This is a genomic window from Pseudomonas koreensis, assembly GCF_036668835.1.
Taxonomy (GTDB): Bacteria; Pseudomonadota; Gammaproteobacteria; order Pseudomonadales; family Pseudomonadaceae; genus Aquipseudomonas; species Aquipseudomonas koreensis_I.
The window spans coordinates 204,986-223,290 of the sequence record NZ_JAZEVW010000006.1 but is presented as its reverse complement, the minus strand read 5'-3'; the positions used below and the strand labels follow the sequence as shown (position 1 = coordinate 223,290).

The window sequence follows — 18,305 nt, the reverse complement described above, 5'->3', positions numbered from 1 at the left end:
TTTCGATGCGGTTTGTAAGAAAAGATGAAGCGTTTTTAACTGATTGTTTTATGTGATTTGTTTAAATGAGTATTGATAAGTTCGGCAATACTGGATGGTGTGGTGAGTGCTCGCGATAATGCTGTTTTCGAATAGTCAGTGCGCCTGCAAACCGATCCGCGTCAACCGCCTGCGCTGAACCGGATGCGGCGATCACGGTCCGTAAAAAGGCCTTAGGGGTTTTCGTTTCCGGATATGTAAGGTCCAAAAGGGCAGACTGGCACGGAAGACCTGCAAATCCGGGCTTTCGAACCTGCGTTTTTACCTCACGCCTGCTAGTGTTGAAGCAGGCTGAACCCAGCATTTACGTGCCGATGACCGAATATGTCGCAGCACCGCAAGCAGACACATTGTCGCACCCTTTAAGCTGCGCATCGGATGGGCACCCGTAAAGGCATTGTCGGCAGTCAGGACAGTCGCTTTTGCAGCTGCCCATTCAATGGAAGGTGAATGTGACCTGAGGGTCTCGTCCAGCTTCACCCACCTGTCACCCTGTTTCCTCTGCCCGAGAATCAGGAACAGGGCGACACAGGCCCCGAAAGGGGTGTTGCACGCGACGCTTTCCATCAATAACAAGCTTAAGCGGAGTACCACAGATGGCGTTCTTCACCGCAGCCAGCAAAGCCGACTTCCAGCACCAACTGCAAGCGGCACTGGCGCAGCACATCAGTGAACAGGCACTGCCACAAGTGGCGCTGTTCGCTGAACAATTCTTCGGCATCATTTCTCTGGACGAGCTGACTCAACGTCGCCTCTCCGACCTCGCTGGCTGTACTCTTTCCGCGTGGCGCCTGCTTGAGCGCTTCGATCACGCGCAACCGCAAGTGCGCGTCTACAACCCTGATTACGAACGCCACGGCTGGCAGTCGACCCACACCGCGGTCGAAGTCCTGCACCACGACCTGCCATTTCTGGTCGACTCGGTGCGCACCGAACTGAACCGCCGCGGCTACAGCATCCACACCCTGCAAACCACCGTGCTCAGTGTGCGCCGTGGCAGCAAGGGCGAGCTGCTGGAAATCCTGCCAAAAGGCAGCACCGGCGAAGACGTGTTGCACGAATCGCTGATGTACCTGGAAATCGACCGCTGCGCCAACGCGGCGGAACTCAGTGTGCTGAGCAAAGAGCTGGAACAGGTTCTGGGTGAGGTCCGCGTCGCGGTCGCCGATTTCGAGCCGATGAAAGCCAAGGTCCAGGAAATCCTCGGCAAGCTCGACGTCAGCGCATTCGCCATCGACGCCGATGAAAAGAACGAAATCAAAAGCTTCCTGGAATGGCTGGTGGGCAACCACTTCACCTTCCTCGGCTACGAAGAATTCGTGGTCACCGATCAGGCCGACGGCGGCCACATCGAGTATGACCAGAACTCCTTCCTCGGCCTGACCAAACTGCTGCGCACCGGCCTGACCTACGAAGACCTGCGCATCGAAGACTACGCCGTTGCCTACCTGCGCGAACCGACTCCGCTGTCGTTCGCCAAGGCCGCGCACCCGAGCCGCGTGCACCGTCCGGCTTACCCTGACTACGTGTCGATCCGCGAGATCGACGCCGACGGCAAAGTCATCAAGGAACACCGCTTCATGGGCCTGTACACCTCCTCGGTGTATGGCGAGAGCGTGCGGGTCATCCCGTTCATTCGTCGCAAGGTCGAAGAGATCGAGCGTCGCTCCGGCTTCCAGTCCAAGGCTCACCTGGGCAAGGAACTGGCGCAGGTGCTCGAAGTGCTGCCGCGTGATGACCTGTTCCAGACCCCGGTCGACGAACTGTTCACCACGGTGATGTCGATCGTGCAGATCCAGGAACGCAACAAGATCCGCGTGTTCCTGCGCAAAGACCCGTACGGTCGTTTCTGCTACTGCCTGGCCTACGTGCCGCGCGACATCTATTCCACCGAAGTTCGCCAGAAGATCCAGCAAGTGCTGATGGAGCGCCTGAAGGCTTCCGACTGCGAGTTCTGGACGTTCTTCTCCGAGTCGGTACTGGCGCGCGTGCAGTTGATTCTGCGAGTCGACCCGAAAAACCGTCTCGACATCGACCCGGTGCTGCTGGAAAAAGAAGTGGTTCAGGCCTGCCGCAGCTGGCAGGACGACTACGCCGCACTGACCGTCGAAAGCTTCGGCGAAGCCCACGGCACCAACGTGCTGGCAGACTTCCCGAAAGGCTTCCCGGCCGGCTACCGCGAGCGTTTCGCAGCGCATTCGGCCGTGGTCGACATGCAGCACCTGCTGAGCCTCAACGAGAAAAATCCGCTGGTGATGAGCTTCTATCAGCCGCTGGGCCAGGTTTCCGGCCAGCGCGAGCTGCATTGCAAGCTGTATCACGCCGACACGCCGCTGGCACTGTCCGACGTACTGCCGATCCTGGAAAACCTCGGCCTGCGTGTGCTGGGTGAATTCCCGTACCGTCTGCGTCACACCAATGGTCGCGAGTTCTGGATTCACGATTTCGCGTTCACCGCCGCTGAAGGCCTGGACCTCGACATCCAGCAACTCAACGACACCCTGCAGGACGCCTTCGTCCACATCGTCAGCGGCGACGCGGAAAACGATGCGTTCAACCGTCTGGTGTTGACCGCCGGCCTGCCATGGCGCGACGTTGCGCTGCTGCGTGCCTATGCGCGGTACCTGAAGCAGATTCGTCTGGGCTTCGATCTGGGCTACATCGCCAGCACCCTGAACAACCACACCGACATCGCTCGCGAACTGACCCGGTTGTTCAAAACCCGCTTCTATCTGGCGCGCAAGCTCAGCGACGATGATCTGGAAGACAAGCAACTGCGTCTGGAACAAGCGATTCTGACCGCACTGGACGACGTCCAGGTGCTCAATGAAGACCGCATCCTGCGTCGTTACCTCGACCTGATCAAAGCCACGCTGCGCACCAACTTCTATCAGACTGACGCCAACGGCCAGAACAAGTCGTACTTCAGCTTCAAGTTCAACCCGCACGCGATCCCTGAATTGCCGAAGCCAGTGCCGAAGTTCGAAATCTTCGTTTACTCGCCACGCGTTGAAGGCGTGCACCTGCGCTTCGGTAACGTCGCCCGTGGCGGCCTGCGCTGGTCCGACCGTGAAGAAGACTTCCGTACCGAAGTTCTTGGTCTGGTAAAAGCCCAGCAAGTGAAGAACTCGGTCATCGTACCGGTGGGCGCGAAGGGCGGCTTCCTGCCGCGTCGTCTGCCACTGGGCGGCAGCCGTGACGAGATCGCGGCCGAGGGCATCGCCTGCTACCGCATCTTCATCTCGGGTTTGCTGGACATTACCGACAACCTGAAAGACGGCGCGCTGGTACCGCCGGCCAACGTCGTGCGTCATGACGACGATGACCCGTACCTGGTAGTGGCAGCGGACAAAGGCACTGCAACCTTCTCCGACATCGCCAACGGCATCGCCATCGACTACGGCTTCTGGCTGGGCGACGCGTTTGCGTCCGGTGGTTCGGCCGGTTACGACCACAAGAAAATGGGCATCACTGCCAAAGGCGCGTGGGTTGGCGTACAACGCCACTTCCGCGAGCGCGGCATCAATGTTCAGGAAGACAGCATCACTGTTGTGGGCGTCGGCGACATGGCCGGTGACGTGTTCGGTAACGGCCTGTTGATGTCCGACAAGCTGCAACTGGTCGCGGCCTTTAACCACATGCACATCTTCATCGATCCAAATCCGAACCCGGCGACCAGCTTCGTCGAGCGTCAGCGTCTGTTCGACCTGCCGCGCTCGGCCTGGACCGATTACGACACCAGCATCATGTCTGAAGGTGGCGGTATCTTCTCGCGCAGCGCGAAGAGCATCGCGATCAGCCCGCAGATGAAAGAACGCTTCGACATCAAGGCCGACAAGCTGACCCCGACCGAACTGCTCAATGCCTTGCTCAAGGCTCCGGTGGATCTGTTGTGGAACGGCGGTATCGGCACGTACGTCAAGGCCAGCACTGAAAGCCACGCAGATGTCGGCGACAAGGCCAACGATGCACTGCGCGTCAACGGCAACGAGCTGCGCTGCAAAGTCGTGGGCGAGGGCGGTAACCTCGGCATGACCCAACTGGGTCGTGTCGAATTCGGTCTCAACGGCGGCGGCTCCAACACCGACTTCATCGACAACGCCGGTGGCGTGGACTGCTCCGACCACGAAGTGAACATCAAGATCCTGCTGAACGAAGTGGTTCAGGCCGGTGACATGACCGACAAGCAACGCAACCAGTTGCTGGCGAGCATGACCGACGAAGTGGGCAATCTGGTGCTGGGCAACAACTACAAGCAGACTCAGGCGCTGTCCCTGGCGGCGCGTCGTGCGTATGCGCGCATCGCTGAGTACAAGCGTCTGATGAGCGATCTGGAAGGCCGTGGCAAGCTGGACCGTGCCATCGAGTTCCTGCCGGCTGAAGAGCAACTGGCCGAGCGCATTGCTGAAGGCCACGGCCTGACCCGTCCTGAGCTGTCGGTGCTGATTTCCTACAGCAAGATCGATCTGAAGGAGCAGCTGCTGGGCTCGCAGGTACCGGATGACGATTACCTGACCCGCGACATGGAAACGGCGTTCCCGCCGACCCTGGTCAGCAAGTTCTCCGAAGCCATGCGTCGTCACCGTCTGAAGCGTGAGATCGTCAGCACCCAGATCGCCAACGATCTGGTCAACCACATGGGCATCACCTTCGTTCAACGACTCAAAGAGTCGACCGGCATGAGCCCGGCGAACGTGGCTGGCGCTTACGTGATTGTGCGTGACATCTTCCACCTCCCGCACTGGTTCCGTCAGATCGAAGCGCTCGACTATCAGGTCTCCGCTGACGTGCAACTGGAGCTGATGGACGAGCTGATGCGTCTGGGTCGCCGTGCCACGCGCTGGTTCCTGCGTGCCCGTCGCAACGAGCAGAACGCTGCCCGTGACGTCGCGCATTTCGGTCCGCACCTGAAAGAGCTGGGTCTGAAACTCGACGAACTGCTGAGCGGCGAAATCCGCGAAAACTGGCAGGCGCGTTATCAGGCTTACGTGGCTGCCGGTGTGCCGGAATTGCTGGCGCGTATGGTAGCGGGCACTTCGCACCTATACACGCTGCTGCCGATCATCGAAGCCTCGGACGTCACCGGGCAGAACCCGGCCGAAGTGGCCAAGGCCTACTTCGCCGTCGGTTCGGCGCTGGACGTGACCTGGTACCTGCAACAGATCAGCGCACTGCCGGTTGAAAACAACTGGCAAGCGCTGGCCCGTGAAGCGTTCCGTGATGACGTCGACTGGCAGCAACGCGCGATCACCATCTCCGTCCTGCAACAGGGCGACGGCACCCAGGATGTGGAAACACGCCTGGCGCTGTGGATGGAACAGCACGAAAGCATGATCTCGCGCTGGCGCGCCATGCTGGTGGAAATCCGCGCCGCGAGCGGCACGGACTACGCCATGTATGCCGTCGCCAACCGTGAGCTGCTGGATCTGGCGTTGAGCGGGCAGACGATCGTGCCTGTGGCTGCTGCAAATGCCGAGCTGGAACTGGCGTAAGTAGCGGTTGAATGAAAAAGCCCCGGTGTCGTGAGATGCCGGGGCTTTTTTATGTCTGAAGGATTTGTATTGTCTGGTCTGGCCCCTTCGCGAGCAGGCTCGCTCCCACAAGGTTATTTGTTGTTAACAAAAAGTGTGAACAACCTTGGACTCTGTGGGAGCGAGCCTGCTCGCGAAGGGGCCTTTAGATTCAATACAACTTCTGACCATGTTTACCTTCGAGCATCGACACATTACCCGCCGGCCGCGCCACTAGATTGCTCAGTGACCGATCAAACGCTTGCAACGCCCGAACCTGCACGTCCTGCTGCTGATTGATATCGGCAACGATCTCCTCCGAACGTTTGAAATCCGCCCACACCGGCGTCAGCTCTCTGGCCTCGGCGCCTTTTGCCGTGCCGATGTAGTGCAGTTGCGCATCATAAAAATCGGCACTGACATGGGCCTTGATGTCGGAGCTGCGCGAGGTGATCAACTGGCTGTGGGTGTCGACGATCGCCACCACGTCCGGCTTGGCCGCGCGCAAGCTGTGCATGTCCGGATAGACCGTTACCGTGCCGAACTGGCGTTGCAGGGAGGTGTTGACCCATTCCACCGCCATGTCCGGTTTCGAGCTGGCGACGTAGGCATCATGGATCGATTGCACCAGCAGGCTCTGGCCGAAACCGGTGCCGGCGTTGGCTTGATAGTCGCGCAGGTATTGGCGGTTGGTCTGAGTACTTGGGCTGTAGATCACGCCAAGGGACACGCCGGGGCCGCTTTTAACCTGGGTGGCACTGCTGCGGCCGGTCGGGTGGGGCAAAAGCGTGTCGAGGGATGAAACCGCTTGCGGCGCGGTGGGGACCGAGCAGGCGGACACGGCTAAAAGCGATAACACAAGGGCACTGACTAACGCACGGTTCATGGTGTTACTCCCATGAGACAACAGCAGTCGGTAGGTTCTGAGTGTCGTCAGTGACGACGGAACATTCAGACTAAACCCGCCAACCTGACAATTGCCTGAGGCAAATGCGCCTCGCTAGTTTTATTTGCTGTAACCGATGGCGGGTAATGACTTGCAGAAATTAAAAAGCGCCAATACACGATTGGCGCCGGTTTATTTATGGCTGGTTGCGCAGCCATCAGTTTTTCAGCGGGATCAGCACCGGTTCATCCGGGGCCAGGACCATGAACACCAGCAACTTGGCAGGCTTGCTCTGGCTGGCGTTTTTCGACACCAGATGCTCGGAGCCGGCCGGTTCGTACCAGAACTGACCCTTCTTGTAAGTGATCGGTTGTTCGCCTTTGACCTGCGAAATCACTTCACCCTCCAGCACATATGCCATCGCCGTGCCGTCGTGTTTGTGGGCGATGGACGACTGGCCGGGCTGGTAGTCTACTTCGATCATCATGGCTTTTTTGCCGGGAGCGTTTTTCAGCAGTTGCTCTTGCAGCACGGTGACTTTTTCCGAGGGGTCGTGGGCCAGGGCAGCGGTCGAAAGGCTGAAGGCGAGGGCGGCGGCGAGCAGGGGCAGGGCTTTCATGGCGGGTTACCTGTGAGGGTGGGTGTTGCTGATCACAGTAGTCCGCAGGGTGGCGCATTCAAACGGCCAATGTTCGAGAAGAAGGGGTGACCAATTGGTGGTGTCAGAGGGATTTGCGGCGCGGCGCATGACGCCTTCGCGAGCAAGCTCGCTCCCACAGGGATTCGGATATGGAGCGGGATTTGTGGCTTGGCAAATACCCATGTAGGAGTGAGCCTGCTCGCGATAGCGGTGGGTCAGGCGCTACCAATGTTGACCAGGCTGACGCCTTCGCGAGCAAGCTCGCTCCCACAGGGATTCGGATATGGAGCGGGATTTGTGGCTTGGCAAATACCCATGTAGGAGTGAGCCTGCTCGCGATAGCGGTGGGTCAGGCACTACCAATGTTGACCAGGCTGACGCCTTCGCGAGCAAGCTCGCTCCCACAGGGATTCGGATATGGAGCGGGATTGTGGCTTGGCAAATACCCATGTAGGAGTGAGCCTGCTCGCGATAGCGGTGGGTCAGGCACTACCAATGTTGACCTGGCTGACGCCTTCGCGAGCAAGCTCGTTCCCACAGGGTTCGAGGTTGCTCAGCTGTCTTGTGAACAACAGATAACCTTGTGGGAGCGAGCTTGCTCGCGAAGGGGCCGGATCAGACGATGGGGAAACTATTGAAATCCACACTATTGGCCAGCCGGCTATCGATCAGGTCGATAAACCCCTGCGCCTCGGGCCGGTTGAAATGCGCCTGCATCGCCGCTTCCGACTGCCAGCGCGCGCTGACCGTCCAGCGGTGGCTGTCTTCGGGGCAGCGGTCGACCAGATAGGAATCGCAGCCCGGGGTTTCGCGCAGAGTGTCGACGATTTTCTGCAACTGCTTGCCCAGCTCCTCCGAACGGCCGGCGACAGCCTGCACCTGCACGGTGTTGATCACTTCGTTGGACATTGCTCACACTCCTGAATCAGGCCGGACGAATCCTGCTCATTGAGGGATAACGCCTGTGCAGAATAGGCCTGCAACCCTCGAAGACCAATAACCAATCGGCGGTTAAATCCTTAGGCCAATGGCTCAGGCGAGCTGTTCGAGGATGTCGCGCAGGCGATCCATCGCGGTGTCGATGTCCAGGGTTTCGATCGCGCCGAAGCCGAAATACAGGCCGTTTTTTGCCGGCTGCTGATAGTAGAAACCGTTGATCGCATACAGCCCAACCTCGACCTTTTTCGCCAGCTCGATCACCAGCGGCAAGTCGATCGGCACCTTGCACCACACCGTCATGTGGAACCCGGCACTCGGCGGCACCGCTTCCAGCCATGGCGACAGATCATCGGCCATGCGCGCCAGAATGCGCTCGCGGCGTTGGGCGTAAATGGTGTGACAGCGGCGAATGTGCTTGAGCAGGCAACCCTCGGCGATGAACTTGGCCAGCGCCCATTGCGGCAGGGTCGAGGCGTGCAGGTCGGTCAGCTGCTTGGCGCGGATCACCGCTTCCAGAATGGCTGGTGGCAGAATCGCATAACCCAGGCGCAGCTCCGGCAGCAGGGTTTTCGAAAAGGTGCCGACGTAGGCGACGATGCCGCGCTGGTCGAGGCTGAACAGCGAATCGGTCGGCCGGCCTTCGTAGCGGAATTCGCTGTCGTAGTCGTCTTCGATGATGATTGCGCCCAGCTCATGGGCGCGGGCCAGCAGGGCTTCGCGGCGCGCGTGGCTCATCGGCATGCCCAGCGGGAACTGGTGCGATGGCGTGACATAAATCAGGCGCGTGCCATCGGGAATGTGCTCGACCTGCATGCCTTCGGCGTCGACCGGAACGCCGACCACCTCGGCGCCATGAGTGCCAAACAGCAGGCGTGCCGGCGGATAACCCGGATCTTCCATCGCTACGATGCTGCCGGGGCGAGTGAGCACGCGGCTGATCAGGTCCAGCGCCTGTTGCGCGCCGTTGCACACGACGATGTCTTCGTCCTGACAATTGACCCCACGCGAAAACGCGATGTGTCGGGCAATCGCGTTGCGCAGCGCCGGCAGACCTTCAGGCAGGCTGTAGAAGCCTTTGGACTGGGCCATCTGGCGCATCGCGTGAGACACGCAGCGGCGCCAGTCATCGTGGGGGAACTGGCCCTTGCTGGTGGCACCGCCGATGAAGTCGTAGCGCAGCGAACCTTCCAGCGTCGGATGGCGCAGGAATACCGGCAGATTGCACCAGCTCTCGATCACCTCGGCGCTGGCCAGTTCACTGTGGCTCTGCTTGCGCTGGATCTGCGCCGGCCGGGCGTTGACGTAGGTGCCTTTGCCGATCACTCCGGTGAGGAAGTTTTCGTAGGTCAGCTGCGCGTAGGTGTCGGAAATGGTCTTGCGCGAGATGCCCAGTTGCTCGGCGAGCAAGCGGCTCGGCGGCAATTGCGTGCCCGCCGCCAGCCGCCCGGATTCGATCGCCCCGCGCAGTTGCTGATACAACTGACCGGCCAGGTCCTTGCGGCCGTTGATCACGACATGAAGTTCCATACCGACGGGGCTCCGGGGGCGGTGAGTGAAGTGTCGGCCAGATTACTGCTATTGGCGGACTGGCAATAGTTGCCTACCCGAAAAACTCCAAATTGGCCTAAATCCCCTGTAGGAGTGAGCCTGCTCGCGATAGCGTTTCACCTGATCGTCGTGATAAGTGGTGTAGCGATAAATCGAAATATTGGCGCTGTAACCCGCGCCCGCCAACGCTTACGGTGCACTCATCATTCCGTCCACCGAGACCTGCCCATGTCCCCGCGTCTGGATTACTACAACGCTTCGCCCAAGGCGATGAAAGCGATGATTGCCATGGAGGCGCTGAACGCCAACCTGAGTATCGAGCCGCCGCTGCTGCAATTGATCCGGATCCGCGCCTCGCAGCTCAACGGCTGCGCATTCTGCACCGATATGCATTCGGTGGACGCGCGGCGGGCCGGGGAGAGTGATCGGCGCTTGTATGCGGTTGCGGTGTGGCGCGACAGCAACTTCTTCAACCCGCGCGAGCGAGCTGCGCTGGCCTGGGCGGAGGCGGTGACGCTGTTGGCGGACAGCCGTGTGCCCGATGACGTTTATCAGCAGGCGCGCGAGCAGTTCAGCGAAGGAGAGCTGGTCGACCTGACCATGGCGGTGACCACGATCAACAGCTGGAACCGCCTCGCCGTCAGCTTCCGCCAAACCCCCAGCGACTAGGGCACCGCTGATCGTTCCTCGCTCCCGCGTGGGAATGCCGCCACGGGCGCTCTGCGTTCGGCTCTTGGACGTCAGCGATTACTGTGGTGGGCGTTGCGGTTTCACCGACGTGCCGAATGTGTTGCCCATCCGCGTGCTGGTTGCGGCTGGTGTCGCCAGTCCGACCTGGTTCGGCGCTCGTTTATGCGCCGGCACATTCAGCGCTTCCAGATTCTTCTGCGCCGCCGCGGCGCCTTCGGGGTTGTTGCCCATTTGCTGGCTCAGGCAATCGTAATTCGGCGCTTTATAGCCGCCGACCGTCACCTCCACGCAACCCAACGGTTCGTCGGCATAAGCGCTCGACACGGCGGTCAGCAACAGCCCGCCGAGGATGATTCGCCACGATGTTTTCATGCTCGCCTCCTGGCCGGCCGATGCGGCCGCGCGATGCCTTGAGTCTAGTGCAAGCCTTGCGTAAATCCCGTGATGGTTTTTTTGCACCGGCCGTCACACCAGATTCATAAACAGCCCTCAGGATGACGATTTTCAAGGATTCGTCAGCCGTGCAGCGAGGCACTTCCCGAGGCGGTTTTCAGCGTTCAACGATTCTTGTGCGCCGGATCTGTCTGGGGTGGTTGCTTGGCTGCGCGGCGAGCCCGGTCGGCGCGCAGCCGACGCCGGCGGACATGCGCATGACGCTGCACATTCCTGCACAGGATCTCGCGCATGCGCTGGACCATTACAGCCACGCCACCGGCGTCGCGGTGCTGGTCGACAGTCAGTTGAGTCGCGGCCGCCGCTCGTTGGCGGTGGACGGTGAATACACCGCCGCCGATGCCTTGCGTCGGCTGCTCGGCGGCAGTGGTTTGATGGCACGGTATGCCCGCGCCGACGCGTTCACCCTGCAAGTGGCGCAGGTCGAAGACGTGCCGGCGCCGCCGCAAAAACAGTCGGCGGAAAGCATCGCCGTCAGCCGCAGTTACGCCACGGCGGTGCAAGCTGCGGTGGAACGCAATCTGTGTCGCTCGCCGCTGACCCGGCCGGGCAGTTACCGCGCGCTGTTGCAGGTCTGGGTCGGGCGCGACGGCGTGGTGCAACACAACCGGTTGGTCACGTCGACCGGCGATGTACGGCGCGATAACGCGCTGGTGGAAAGCTTTCGCCAATTCAGGATCGACCGGCCGACGCCCAGTGCCTTGCGTCAGCCGGTCACGTTGCTGTTGTTACCGGAGTCGTCAGGGAAACGCATGGAATGCACCACATGGGAAGGAGTTTCCGGGGGATGAAAGACACCGGACAAGGGTCGCTGGCGCAACTGTTTCTGACGTCCTACGAGGACTTTCGTGGACGTCTGCGCCGCCGTCTCGGCTCGGAGGACCTGGCCAACGACGTGCTGCACGAAACCTGGCTGCGCGTCGACCGCATGGAGACGCCGCCGAACGTCCTGCGGCCCAATGCCTACCTCTATCGCATGGCCCTGAACATCGCCGCCGACCGGCGTCAGGCCGACGCGCGCCTGCTCACCGGCGAGGAAGTCGAAGAGATGCTGCAGATCGGCGACGAATCGCTCGATCCGTCGCGGGTGGTCGGCGGGCAAAAGGAAATCCAGTCACTGCTCAGCGCCCTGTATGAACTGCCCGCGCGACGCCGACGGATCTTCATCGCCGCACGCCTGGAAGAGGCGCCGCACCTGGAAATCTCCCAGCGTTTCGGCATCTCCACGCGCATGGTCGAGAAGGAAATCAAAGCCGCGTTGGGCTACTGCGCGGCGAAACTGGAAAGAAAAGTGTTTCAGCGGTTCGGTCGCGGGGCCGGAAAACCGTCTTCTGAATAGAGCCCGATCAATTCGTTGAGAATCTGCGCGTTTGAACATCTTTCGACTGACCCCTGCCGAACCCTCGGTGGCCGACAACCTGCACAGCGAAGCCCACGACTGGCTGATCCTGCTGACCTCCGGCCGCGCCACTGTCGCCGACGCCCGCGCCCTGCGCGAATGGTGCGCACAGAGCGCCGAACATGCGCAGGCGTTCGAGCAGGCCAAAGTGTTGTGGCACAACCTGCAACCCGCCGCGCAAGGCGTGCAGGCACCGCGCGGGTTCGGTCGACGCGCCTTCCTCGGCGGCGCCATCGCCGCGTCCGCCGCTTTCCTGCTGGTGCGCGGCACCATCCCCGGCGGCTTCGAAGGGCTCGGCGCCGACTACATCACCGAAGTCGGCCAGCAACGCCGCGTCGAACCGGTGCAAGGCGTCAGCCTGGAACTCAACACCCAGACCCGCATCAACCAGCGCACTGTTGCCGAAGGCGTGCAGGGTTTCGAACTGGTCAGCGGCGAAGTCGAAGTACAAACCGCACGTTTGCCGCTGGCGATGCAGGCCGGAGGCGGGTGGTTACGCGCCAGTCAGGCACGCTTCAACCTGCGCAACACCGATCAGCAAGTCTGCGTCACCTGCCTCGACGGCGCGGTCGAAGTCGACGTAGACGGCCGCAGCCTGCGCCTCGAACCCGGCCAGCAAGTGACCTACGACGCCCGCCAAGTCGGCAGCGTCCAAACCGTCGACACCGCCGCCGTGATGAACTGGCGTCAACAAGTCCTGGTCTTCAACGGCGCCACCCTCAGCCAGATGATCGACGAAATCAACCGCTACCGCCCCGGCATGCTCCTGCTGCTCAACCGCGACCTCGGCCAACGCCGCGTCCAGGCCCGCTTCAACCTCGACCAACTCGCCGGCGTCGCCCTGTTGATCCGCGACGCCTACGGCATCAAATGCACCGAACTCCCCGGCGGCGTCGTCGTCCTCAGCTAACCCAATCCACACTCCAATCCCTGTGGGAGCGAGCCTGCTCGCGAAAGCTATCCAGCAGCCAACCCATCACCCACTGCCCAACCCCAATCCCTGTGGGAGCTGGCTCGCCAGCGATAGCGCCCGCCCAGCCAACCAATCCCAAACTGACCCAACCCAATCCAATTGTAGGAGTGAGCCTGCTCGCGATAGCGATCCACCAGCCAACCCCACTCCCACTGCCCAAACCACAATCCCTGTGGGAGCTGGCTCGCCAGCGATAACGCCCTCAAACCCAACCAATCCCAAACTGACTCCACCCGATCCAATTGTAGGAGTGAGCCTGCTCGCGAAAGCGATCCACCAGCCAACCCCACTGCCCAAACCCAATCCCTGTGGGAGCTGGCTTGCCAGCGATAGCGCCCGCACAGCCAACCAATCCCAAACTGACTCAACCCCATCCAATTGTGGGAGCGAGCCTGCTCGCGAAAGCGGCCGACCAGTCACCTCGTTACCAACTGTGCAAGCCCATTCGCGAGCAGGCTCGCTCCCACAGGTTGTGCAGTGATCAGCTACTGCAACGGCCCAATCACCTGCCGATAAACCTCCACCCCCTGCGGCGTCCCCCGGCTCAACCGAATCTCCAGCCCCAGCGGATCCTCCCGCCGATTCCCACTCAACTGCCGCCAGCCCTTATCCACCTCCCAAACCCGCACCTGCAAATCCCGCACATCCGCCAACACCGCCACCCCAGCCCCAGGCGCCGGCAACGGATACCGACTGCGCGCCTCAGCCACCGCCCGATACAACGTGTCGCCCTTCAACCACCAGCGCACCCGCTGCAACGCCCCTGGCTGATCCGCCGCCGTGCGAATCACATCCAGCCGAAACCCCTTGTTATCGCTACTGCGCACGGTAATCGCAGGCGGCGCGGTCGGCGGCTCATCATCCACACCAACCTTGCGCGGCTCAGCCAACTCAACCCCCGCACGCATATCCACATCGCGCTGCAACTGATTCAACACCCGCAACAACCCGTCGCTCTGCTCACTGCTGGCCTGCAAATGCCGATCCGCCCGCGTCACACTGTCCAGCCCACGCCAGGCAATCAGACTGACCACCGCCATCAACAAAATCGCGACCATCACCTCGATCAGCGTAAACCCCTGTTGAGCCCTCATTGCAGACTGATCCGACCCGAGCCATCACGCAGCACGCTCAACCGATTCAAGCCATCGGACAGCGTCACCTGCAACGGCGGATTGATCCACTCAGCATTCAGCACAACCCGCTGCTTCGGCTCCACACGCACCTCGACCTTCGGACTCTGCCAGGCACGCGGGCGCAACTGCGCGTCATCCTTGAAATGCTCAAACCCGCGACCACTGTCATTACGCCGACTAAACCGAAACCCCTTCGCATCACTCACCCAGACAATCGGCCGCCCATCCGCACGCGCCTCCGCCTGCGCCACCTGCAGCAACTGCGCCACGCGCTCGGCATCCTTGCGCAGCAACTGCGCCGGATCAGGCTTGATACTCAAACTGATCGCCGCGCTGGCAATGCCGATGATCACCAGCACCACCATCAACTCGATCAGCGTAAAACCCCGTTGCTTGCCCGCGTCCATCGATCGCACGCTCCTTCGCGTCCCGCCATGTCCGAACAGCCAAGATGCACGGCCAACATGTAAGGCGTGTGAAATAAAACGGAGAGAATTGCCGCGTAGGCTGGCAACAGGGACAAAAAGGAGATTCACCCCATGAAACTCACCACACGCTTTTCCCCACCGCAAATGGCCCAGGCCCTCGCGCTGCTCGCCGCACTGGTCGGCGTCGCGACATGGTCATCGCTGCTGCTGACCAGCGCCGAATCGCACACACCGGCAGCGGCGCCACAATTGTTGGCGGCCAGGAGTGATAGCCCGGCGTTGCAGTGGTTCTCCAACCAGACCGCGCCGGTGGATATCAAGGTGAGCGGCGTGATGGCGGGGAGTCGCGGGGCGGTGGCGATATTGAGTTTGAATGATGGGTCGCCCAGGAGCTTTATGGCGGGGGAGCGGGTTGGGTTTGGAGTGAGGTTGGTGGCGGTTGAGGGGGATGGGGTGGTGATTGAGCAAGGGGGGGAGAGGGTGCGGTTGGGGGTGGAGAGGTTGGGGGAGGGGGTGGTGTTGCCGAGCCTTACTAGGCCGTGATTGGTGGAATCGAAGTAATTATTTTTGCCGTTTGGATGATGGTCAATTCAAGCGCATTTCAACGAAATGCTCCGGAAAAATGGAGAGTAGCTTTGATTACTCTCTGACTGAACCGAGTCGTCAACGTCTGCTTCGGCCAGAAGCAGTCTTCAAGCGTGACTATAAATGTGGGACGACTCAGTCTGAACTGCCATACCCCCTTTTGGGAACAGGCGGACGGTGAACGCGTTCGGCTAGCTATTTCTCCTCAGGAGATGCATCCTCGGAACGGTTGGTAATGTCGATTGGCCATCTGTTGGCCAAGGGCATCAAACTGTTCAAGGAGGAATTATGTCGATATTGAATGACGTGCTGCTTTGGTCGGAAAAGGACCTATCTCTTTGGCTTCGAGATGCAGCCAGAAGGCTTCTACTCAATGAGCAATTGGGTCCTCAGGATTTTCGTGATTTTTACGCGTTACTGAAGCATGAAAACGACGTTGAAGTCGTGGACGGCCTCCAAGCAAAACCGCTCAGCGCTGATCACATACCCGCCGGTGGTGAGGCGGCATTAAGCGTCACGCTCAAGTCGATGAGTGATTTGGAAAACGTCAATAGAATTATGCCGGGTCAAGTTCTCTCTTTTGAGGAGAAAGGCGTGACCGTGATTTACGGCGGTAATGGCGCCGGGAAATCTGGTTATGCGCGAGTTTTGAAACATGCGTGTCGTGCTCGAGACAGGGGCGGTGAGATACTCGGGGATGTCACCAAAGCGGCGGTGGGCGCCGGTAAACCCAAAGCGACGTTCACTGCGTCATTGAATGGGGTAACTCAGACGTTTTATTGGACAAGTGGGTCGGTGCCCCCTCCACAGCTTTCTTATGTCAGTGTATTCGATACCTCATGCGCGAGCGCATACCTATTGGAGGGCGATGCAGCGTACCTTCCGCGGGGATTAGACGTGGTTGAGGCTCTGGCAGGTAAGGTTGTGCCAGAGGTTTTAGCCTTAATGAATGACGAGCTAAAGGGGATTGACGTCTCGCTCGATATTCTTGCCGGGTTTAATAAAGGCACTGCGGTCGGCAGGTTGCTCGAAAACTTTGGAGAAAAGACAAGTAGGGCGGATATTGTCCGTCTGGGCACGCTTACACAGGAAGAGCGAGACAGACTCAGCAATTTGGAAGTAGCGATAGCAGAACCCGATCCAATATTGAAATACCAAAGTTTGAAAACTTCTGCTGCTCACTTGAAAAATCTTGCAGAGACAGTTCTGACGAAAGAGAAGTACACGACGGACAAGGCCCTGGACAAGCTTAGGCGTTTGGTTAAAGAGTCGTGCGATGCTACAGAAGGCGTGGATGCTGCTGCGCGAGCACTAAGAGTCGAAGATGACCTTTTACCGGGCTCTGGTGAAGCTATTTGGAAAGAATTGTTTCTTGCTGCTCAGAAGTACTCTACAAATGTTGCTTATCCAGGGCATGAGTTCCCCAATTGTGCGAAAGAGGCTGTCTGCGTGCTCTGCCAACAATCGTTAGAGCCAGCCGCAGGTAGAATGCAACGGTTCGATGATTTTATAAAAGAAAATGTAACCAAGCTCGCTTCGGAGAAAAAAGCAGCGCTTGATAGTGTTCTGGACCAGATAGATCGCTCAAGTCTAGATTTCGGATTTAGCCAAGCCTTGGCAGCAGAGCTAGAGGGAGAGGCGGAAGGGTTAGTCGACCGACTTAGGGGCTACCAAGATCAAATCAATAGCTACAAAGCATGGATGTTGAAAGCAGCCCGCTCTGTGAACTTAGACGACGTCCCTGAGTTGGACGCCAGTCCGGTTAGTGAGCTGCGAAAGGTTGCAGCTATTAAACTTTGGAGAGCCAGAGTCTATAAAAAAGCGTCGAATCCCGAAAAGCTCAAAAAATTATCAGACGAGCTAGCTGAGCTGAAGTCATGTGCAGCTCTTTCTCTGATAATTGAAGCTGTCCTAGCCCTGCATGATCGTATTGTCTATCGTTCCAAGCTTGATGGGTGTAAGGGGCAATTAAATCCCAGAGCTATTTCAGCGAAATCTAAAGATATAGCTGGAAAAATAATCACCGAATCCCTAAGAAAGGCACTTGATGAGGAGTTTGTCAAGCTGGGTATCGGGCATATAAAAACTAAGCTTAAGGAACGAGTTGATCGTGGTACGGTAAAATTTACGTTGTTGCTCGATTTGCCTGCTGCAAAAAAAATAGAGCAAGTTTTGAGTGAAGGCGAGCAGCGAGCGGTTTCGCTTGGAGCATTTTTAGCGGAGCTTAAACTTTCGGATCATCGGGGTGGGATTATATTTGATGATCCCGTATCGTCTCTTGATCATGTGAGGCGGCGTCAAGTAGCTCGACGGTTAGTTGAGGAGGCTGCTTTTAGGCAGGTGATTGTCTTGACACACGATATATCGTTTCTGAGCGAATTAATCGACTCGTTAGGGGAGGCGAAAGAGATTCCTCACCTTGTTCACCATCTAGAATGGGTGGGGGATGCTGCTGGAGTCGTCAAGCAGGGGTTGCCGTGGGATAAGACTGGATATAAAGAACGGATTCGCCAGCTTGAAGCTCGAGTGAAAAAGATGGAGCCATGGCCGGTTTATCCTGGTGAAGATTTAGTGCGGGATGTACGTATTCTTTATAGCGACATACGTGCAACGGTAGAGAAGGTCGTAGAGGATGTTGTATTAAATGGAGTAGTCACCAGGTTTAGTGACATGGTAGGTGTCGGAAATTTGCATAAGATTACGGGGCTGCGAAAGCAAGACGCTGATGATATTGCAACATTGTGGAAAAAGGGTCATAGGATGACGGAGGCGCACCTTCAGGCTATGAGTAAAGATATGCCAGTAGCGGGGTTAGAAGAAATTAAGACGGATATTGCTTCTATTCAACTATTAGTAGATAACGTCAATAAATATCGCGCTAAACCAGCCGAAGCATGATTGCTTCATAAGCCCGGTGTAAGCCGGGCATCACGGAAGTTCGGTGATTCAGAGCCCCGCATCAATGATCGTCTCGGACGGCTTGCCTTCTTCCCCGAAACGTTGAAAAAATCGGGGACAGAAAAAAATCGGGGACAGGTCCCGTATTGATGTTGGCAGCCGTCCGCTCCCCGAAGCTCTT

14 protein-coding genes are annotated in these 18,305 nt (G+C 58.9%); 7 read left to right on the top strand and 7 right to left on the bottom strand.

What is annotated here, in order from left to right:
• Positions 1-635: 635 nt before the first annotated feature.
• The gene (locus V6F91_RS19070) at positions 636-5,531 is read left to right on the top strand and encodes an NAD-glutamate dehydrogenase (RefSeq protein ID WP_332767103.1); all 4,896 of its coding nucleotides are present in this window, start codon (positions 636-638) and stop codon (positions 5,529-5,531) included.
• A gap of 190 nt (positions 5,532-5,721) precedes the next feature.
• On the opposite strand, the gene V6F91_RS19065 is transcribed toward V6F91_RS19070, so the two are convergent.
• The 4 genes from V6F91_RS19065 to V6F91_RS19050 form a co-directional block, all read right to left on the bottom strand.
• Positions 5,722-6,435 (bottom strand): ATPase, encoded by a 714-nt coding sequence (locus tag V6F91_RS19065; RefSeq protein WP_332767101.1) that lies wholly within the window; start codon positions 6,433-6,435, stop codon positions 5,722-5,724.
• Positions 6,436-6,652: 217 nt separating this feature from the next.
• On the bottom strand, positions 6,653-7,054 hold the full coding sequence (locus V6F91_RS19060) for a cupin domain-containing protein (protein ID WP_332767099.1): 402 nt from the start codon (positions 7,052-7,054) through the stop codon (positions 6,653-6,655).
• A gap of 636 nt (positions 7,055-7,690) precedes the next feature.
• Positions 7,691-7,984, bottom strand: a complete 294-nt coding sequence (locus V6F91_RS19055) for a putative quinol monooxygenase (RefSeq protein WP_332767097.1) — start codon at positions 7,982-7,984, stop codon at positions 7,691-7,693.
• Positions 7,985-8,107: 123 nt separating this feature from the next.
• Positions 8,108-9,541 (bottom strand): PLP-dependent aminotransferase family protein, encoded by a 1,434-nt coding sequence (locus tag V6F91_RS19050; protein WP_332767095.1) that lies wholly within the window; start codon positions 9,539-9,541, stop codon positions 8,108-8,110.
• Positions 9,542-9,790: 249 nt separating this feature from the next.
• Between V6F91_RS19050 and V6F91_RS19045 the strand changes: the two genes are divergently transcribed.
• Positions 9,791-10,231 carry a carboxymuconolactone decarboxylase family protein gene (locus V6F91_RS19045; RefSeq protein WP_332767093.1) on the top strand — a complete coding sequence of 147 codons (441 nt, stop codon included), beginning with the start codon at positions 9,791-9,793 and terminating at the stop codon, positions 10,229-10,231.
• Between the two features lie 78 nt (positions 10,232-10,309).
• On the opposite strand, the gene V6F91_RS19040 is transcribed toward V6F91_RS19045, so the two are convergent.
• A complete protein-coding gene (locus tag V6F91_RS19040) occupies positions 10,310-10,624 on the bottom strand; it encodes a hypothetical protein (RefSeq protein WP_332767091.1) in 315 nt (104 codons plus the stop codon).
• A 149-nt stretch (positions 10,625-10,773) separates the two neighbouring features.
• Between V6F91_RS19040 and V6F91_RS19035 the strand changes: the two genes are divergently transcribed.
• The 3 genes from V6F91_RS19035 to V6F91_RS19025 are packed head-to-tail and all read left to right on the top strand — an operon-like array spanning position 10,774 to position 13,014.
• Positions 10,774-11,496, top strand: coding sequence for a secretin and TonB N-terminal domain-containing protein (locus V6F91_RS19035; RefSeq protein ID WP_332767089.1), 723 nt, complete (start codon positions 10,774-10,776; stop codon positions 11,494-11,496).
• Complete coding sequence (locus tag V6F91_RS19030) at positions 11,493-12,044, top strand: RNA polymerase sigma factor (protein ID WP_332767087.1); 552 nt, start codon at positions 11,493-11,495, stop codon at positions 12,042-12,044. Before V6F91_RS19035 ends, V6F91_RS19030 begins: the two co-directional genes overlap by 4 nt.
• A gap of 31 nt (positions 12,045-12,075) precedes the next feature.
• Positions 12,076-13,014 (top strand): FecR family protein, encoded by a 939-nt coding sequence (locus V6F91_RS19025; protein WP_332767085.1) that lies wholly within the window; start codon positions 12,076-12,078, stop codon positions 13,012-13,014.
• 548 nt (positions 13,015-13,562) lie between these two features.
• Here V6F91_RS19025 and V6F91_RS19020 read toward each other — a convergent pair.
• Both V6F91_RS19020 and gspH read right to left on the bottom strand, forming a co-directional pair.
• Positions 13,563-14,171, bottom strand: coding sequence for a prepilin-type N-terminal cleavage/methylation domain-containing protein (locus tag V6F91_RS19020; RefSeq protein ID WP_332767083.1), 609 nt, complete (start codon positions 14,169-14,171; stop codon positions 13,563-13,565).
• Entirely contained in the window at positions 14,168-14,620 is a 453-nt protein-coding gene (gspH, locus tag V6F91_RS19015; protein ID WP_332767081.1) for a type II secretion system minor pseudopilin GspH, read from the bottom strand. Before gspH ends, V6F91_RS19020 begins: the two co-directional genes overlap by 4 nt.
• A gap of 132 nt (positions 14,621-14,752) precedes the next feature.
• On the opposite strand from gspH, the gene V6F91_RS19010 reads away from it, so the two are divergent.
• Together V6F91_RS19010 and V6F91_RS19005 are read left to right on the top strand one after the other, a co-directional pair.
• A complete protein-coding gene (locus V6F91_RS19010) occupies positions 14,753-15,184 on the top strand; it encodes a type II secretion system protein N (protein ID WP_332767079.1) in 432 nt (143 codons plus the stop codon).
• A 330-nt stretch (positions 15,185-15,514) separates the two neighbouring features.
• A complete protein-coding gene (locus V6F91_RS19005; RefSeq protein ID WP_332767077.1) occupies positions 15,515-18,124 on the top strand; it encodes an AAA family ATPase in 2,610 nt (869 codons plus the stop codon).
• Positions 18,125-18,305: the final 181 nt, after the last annotated feature.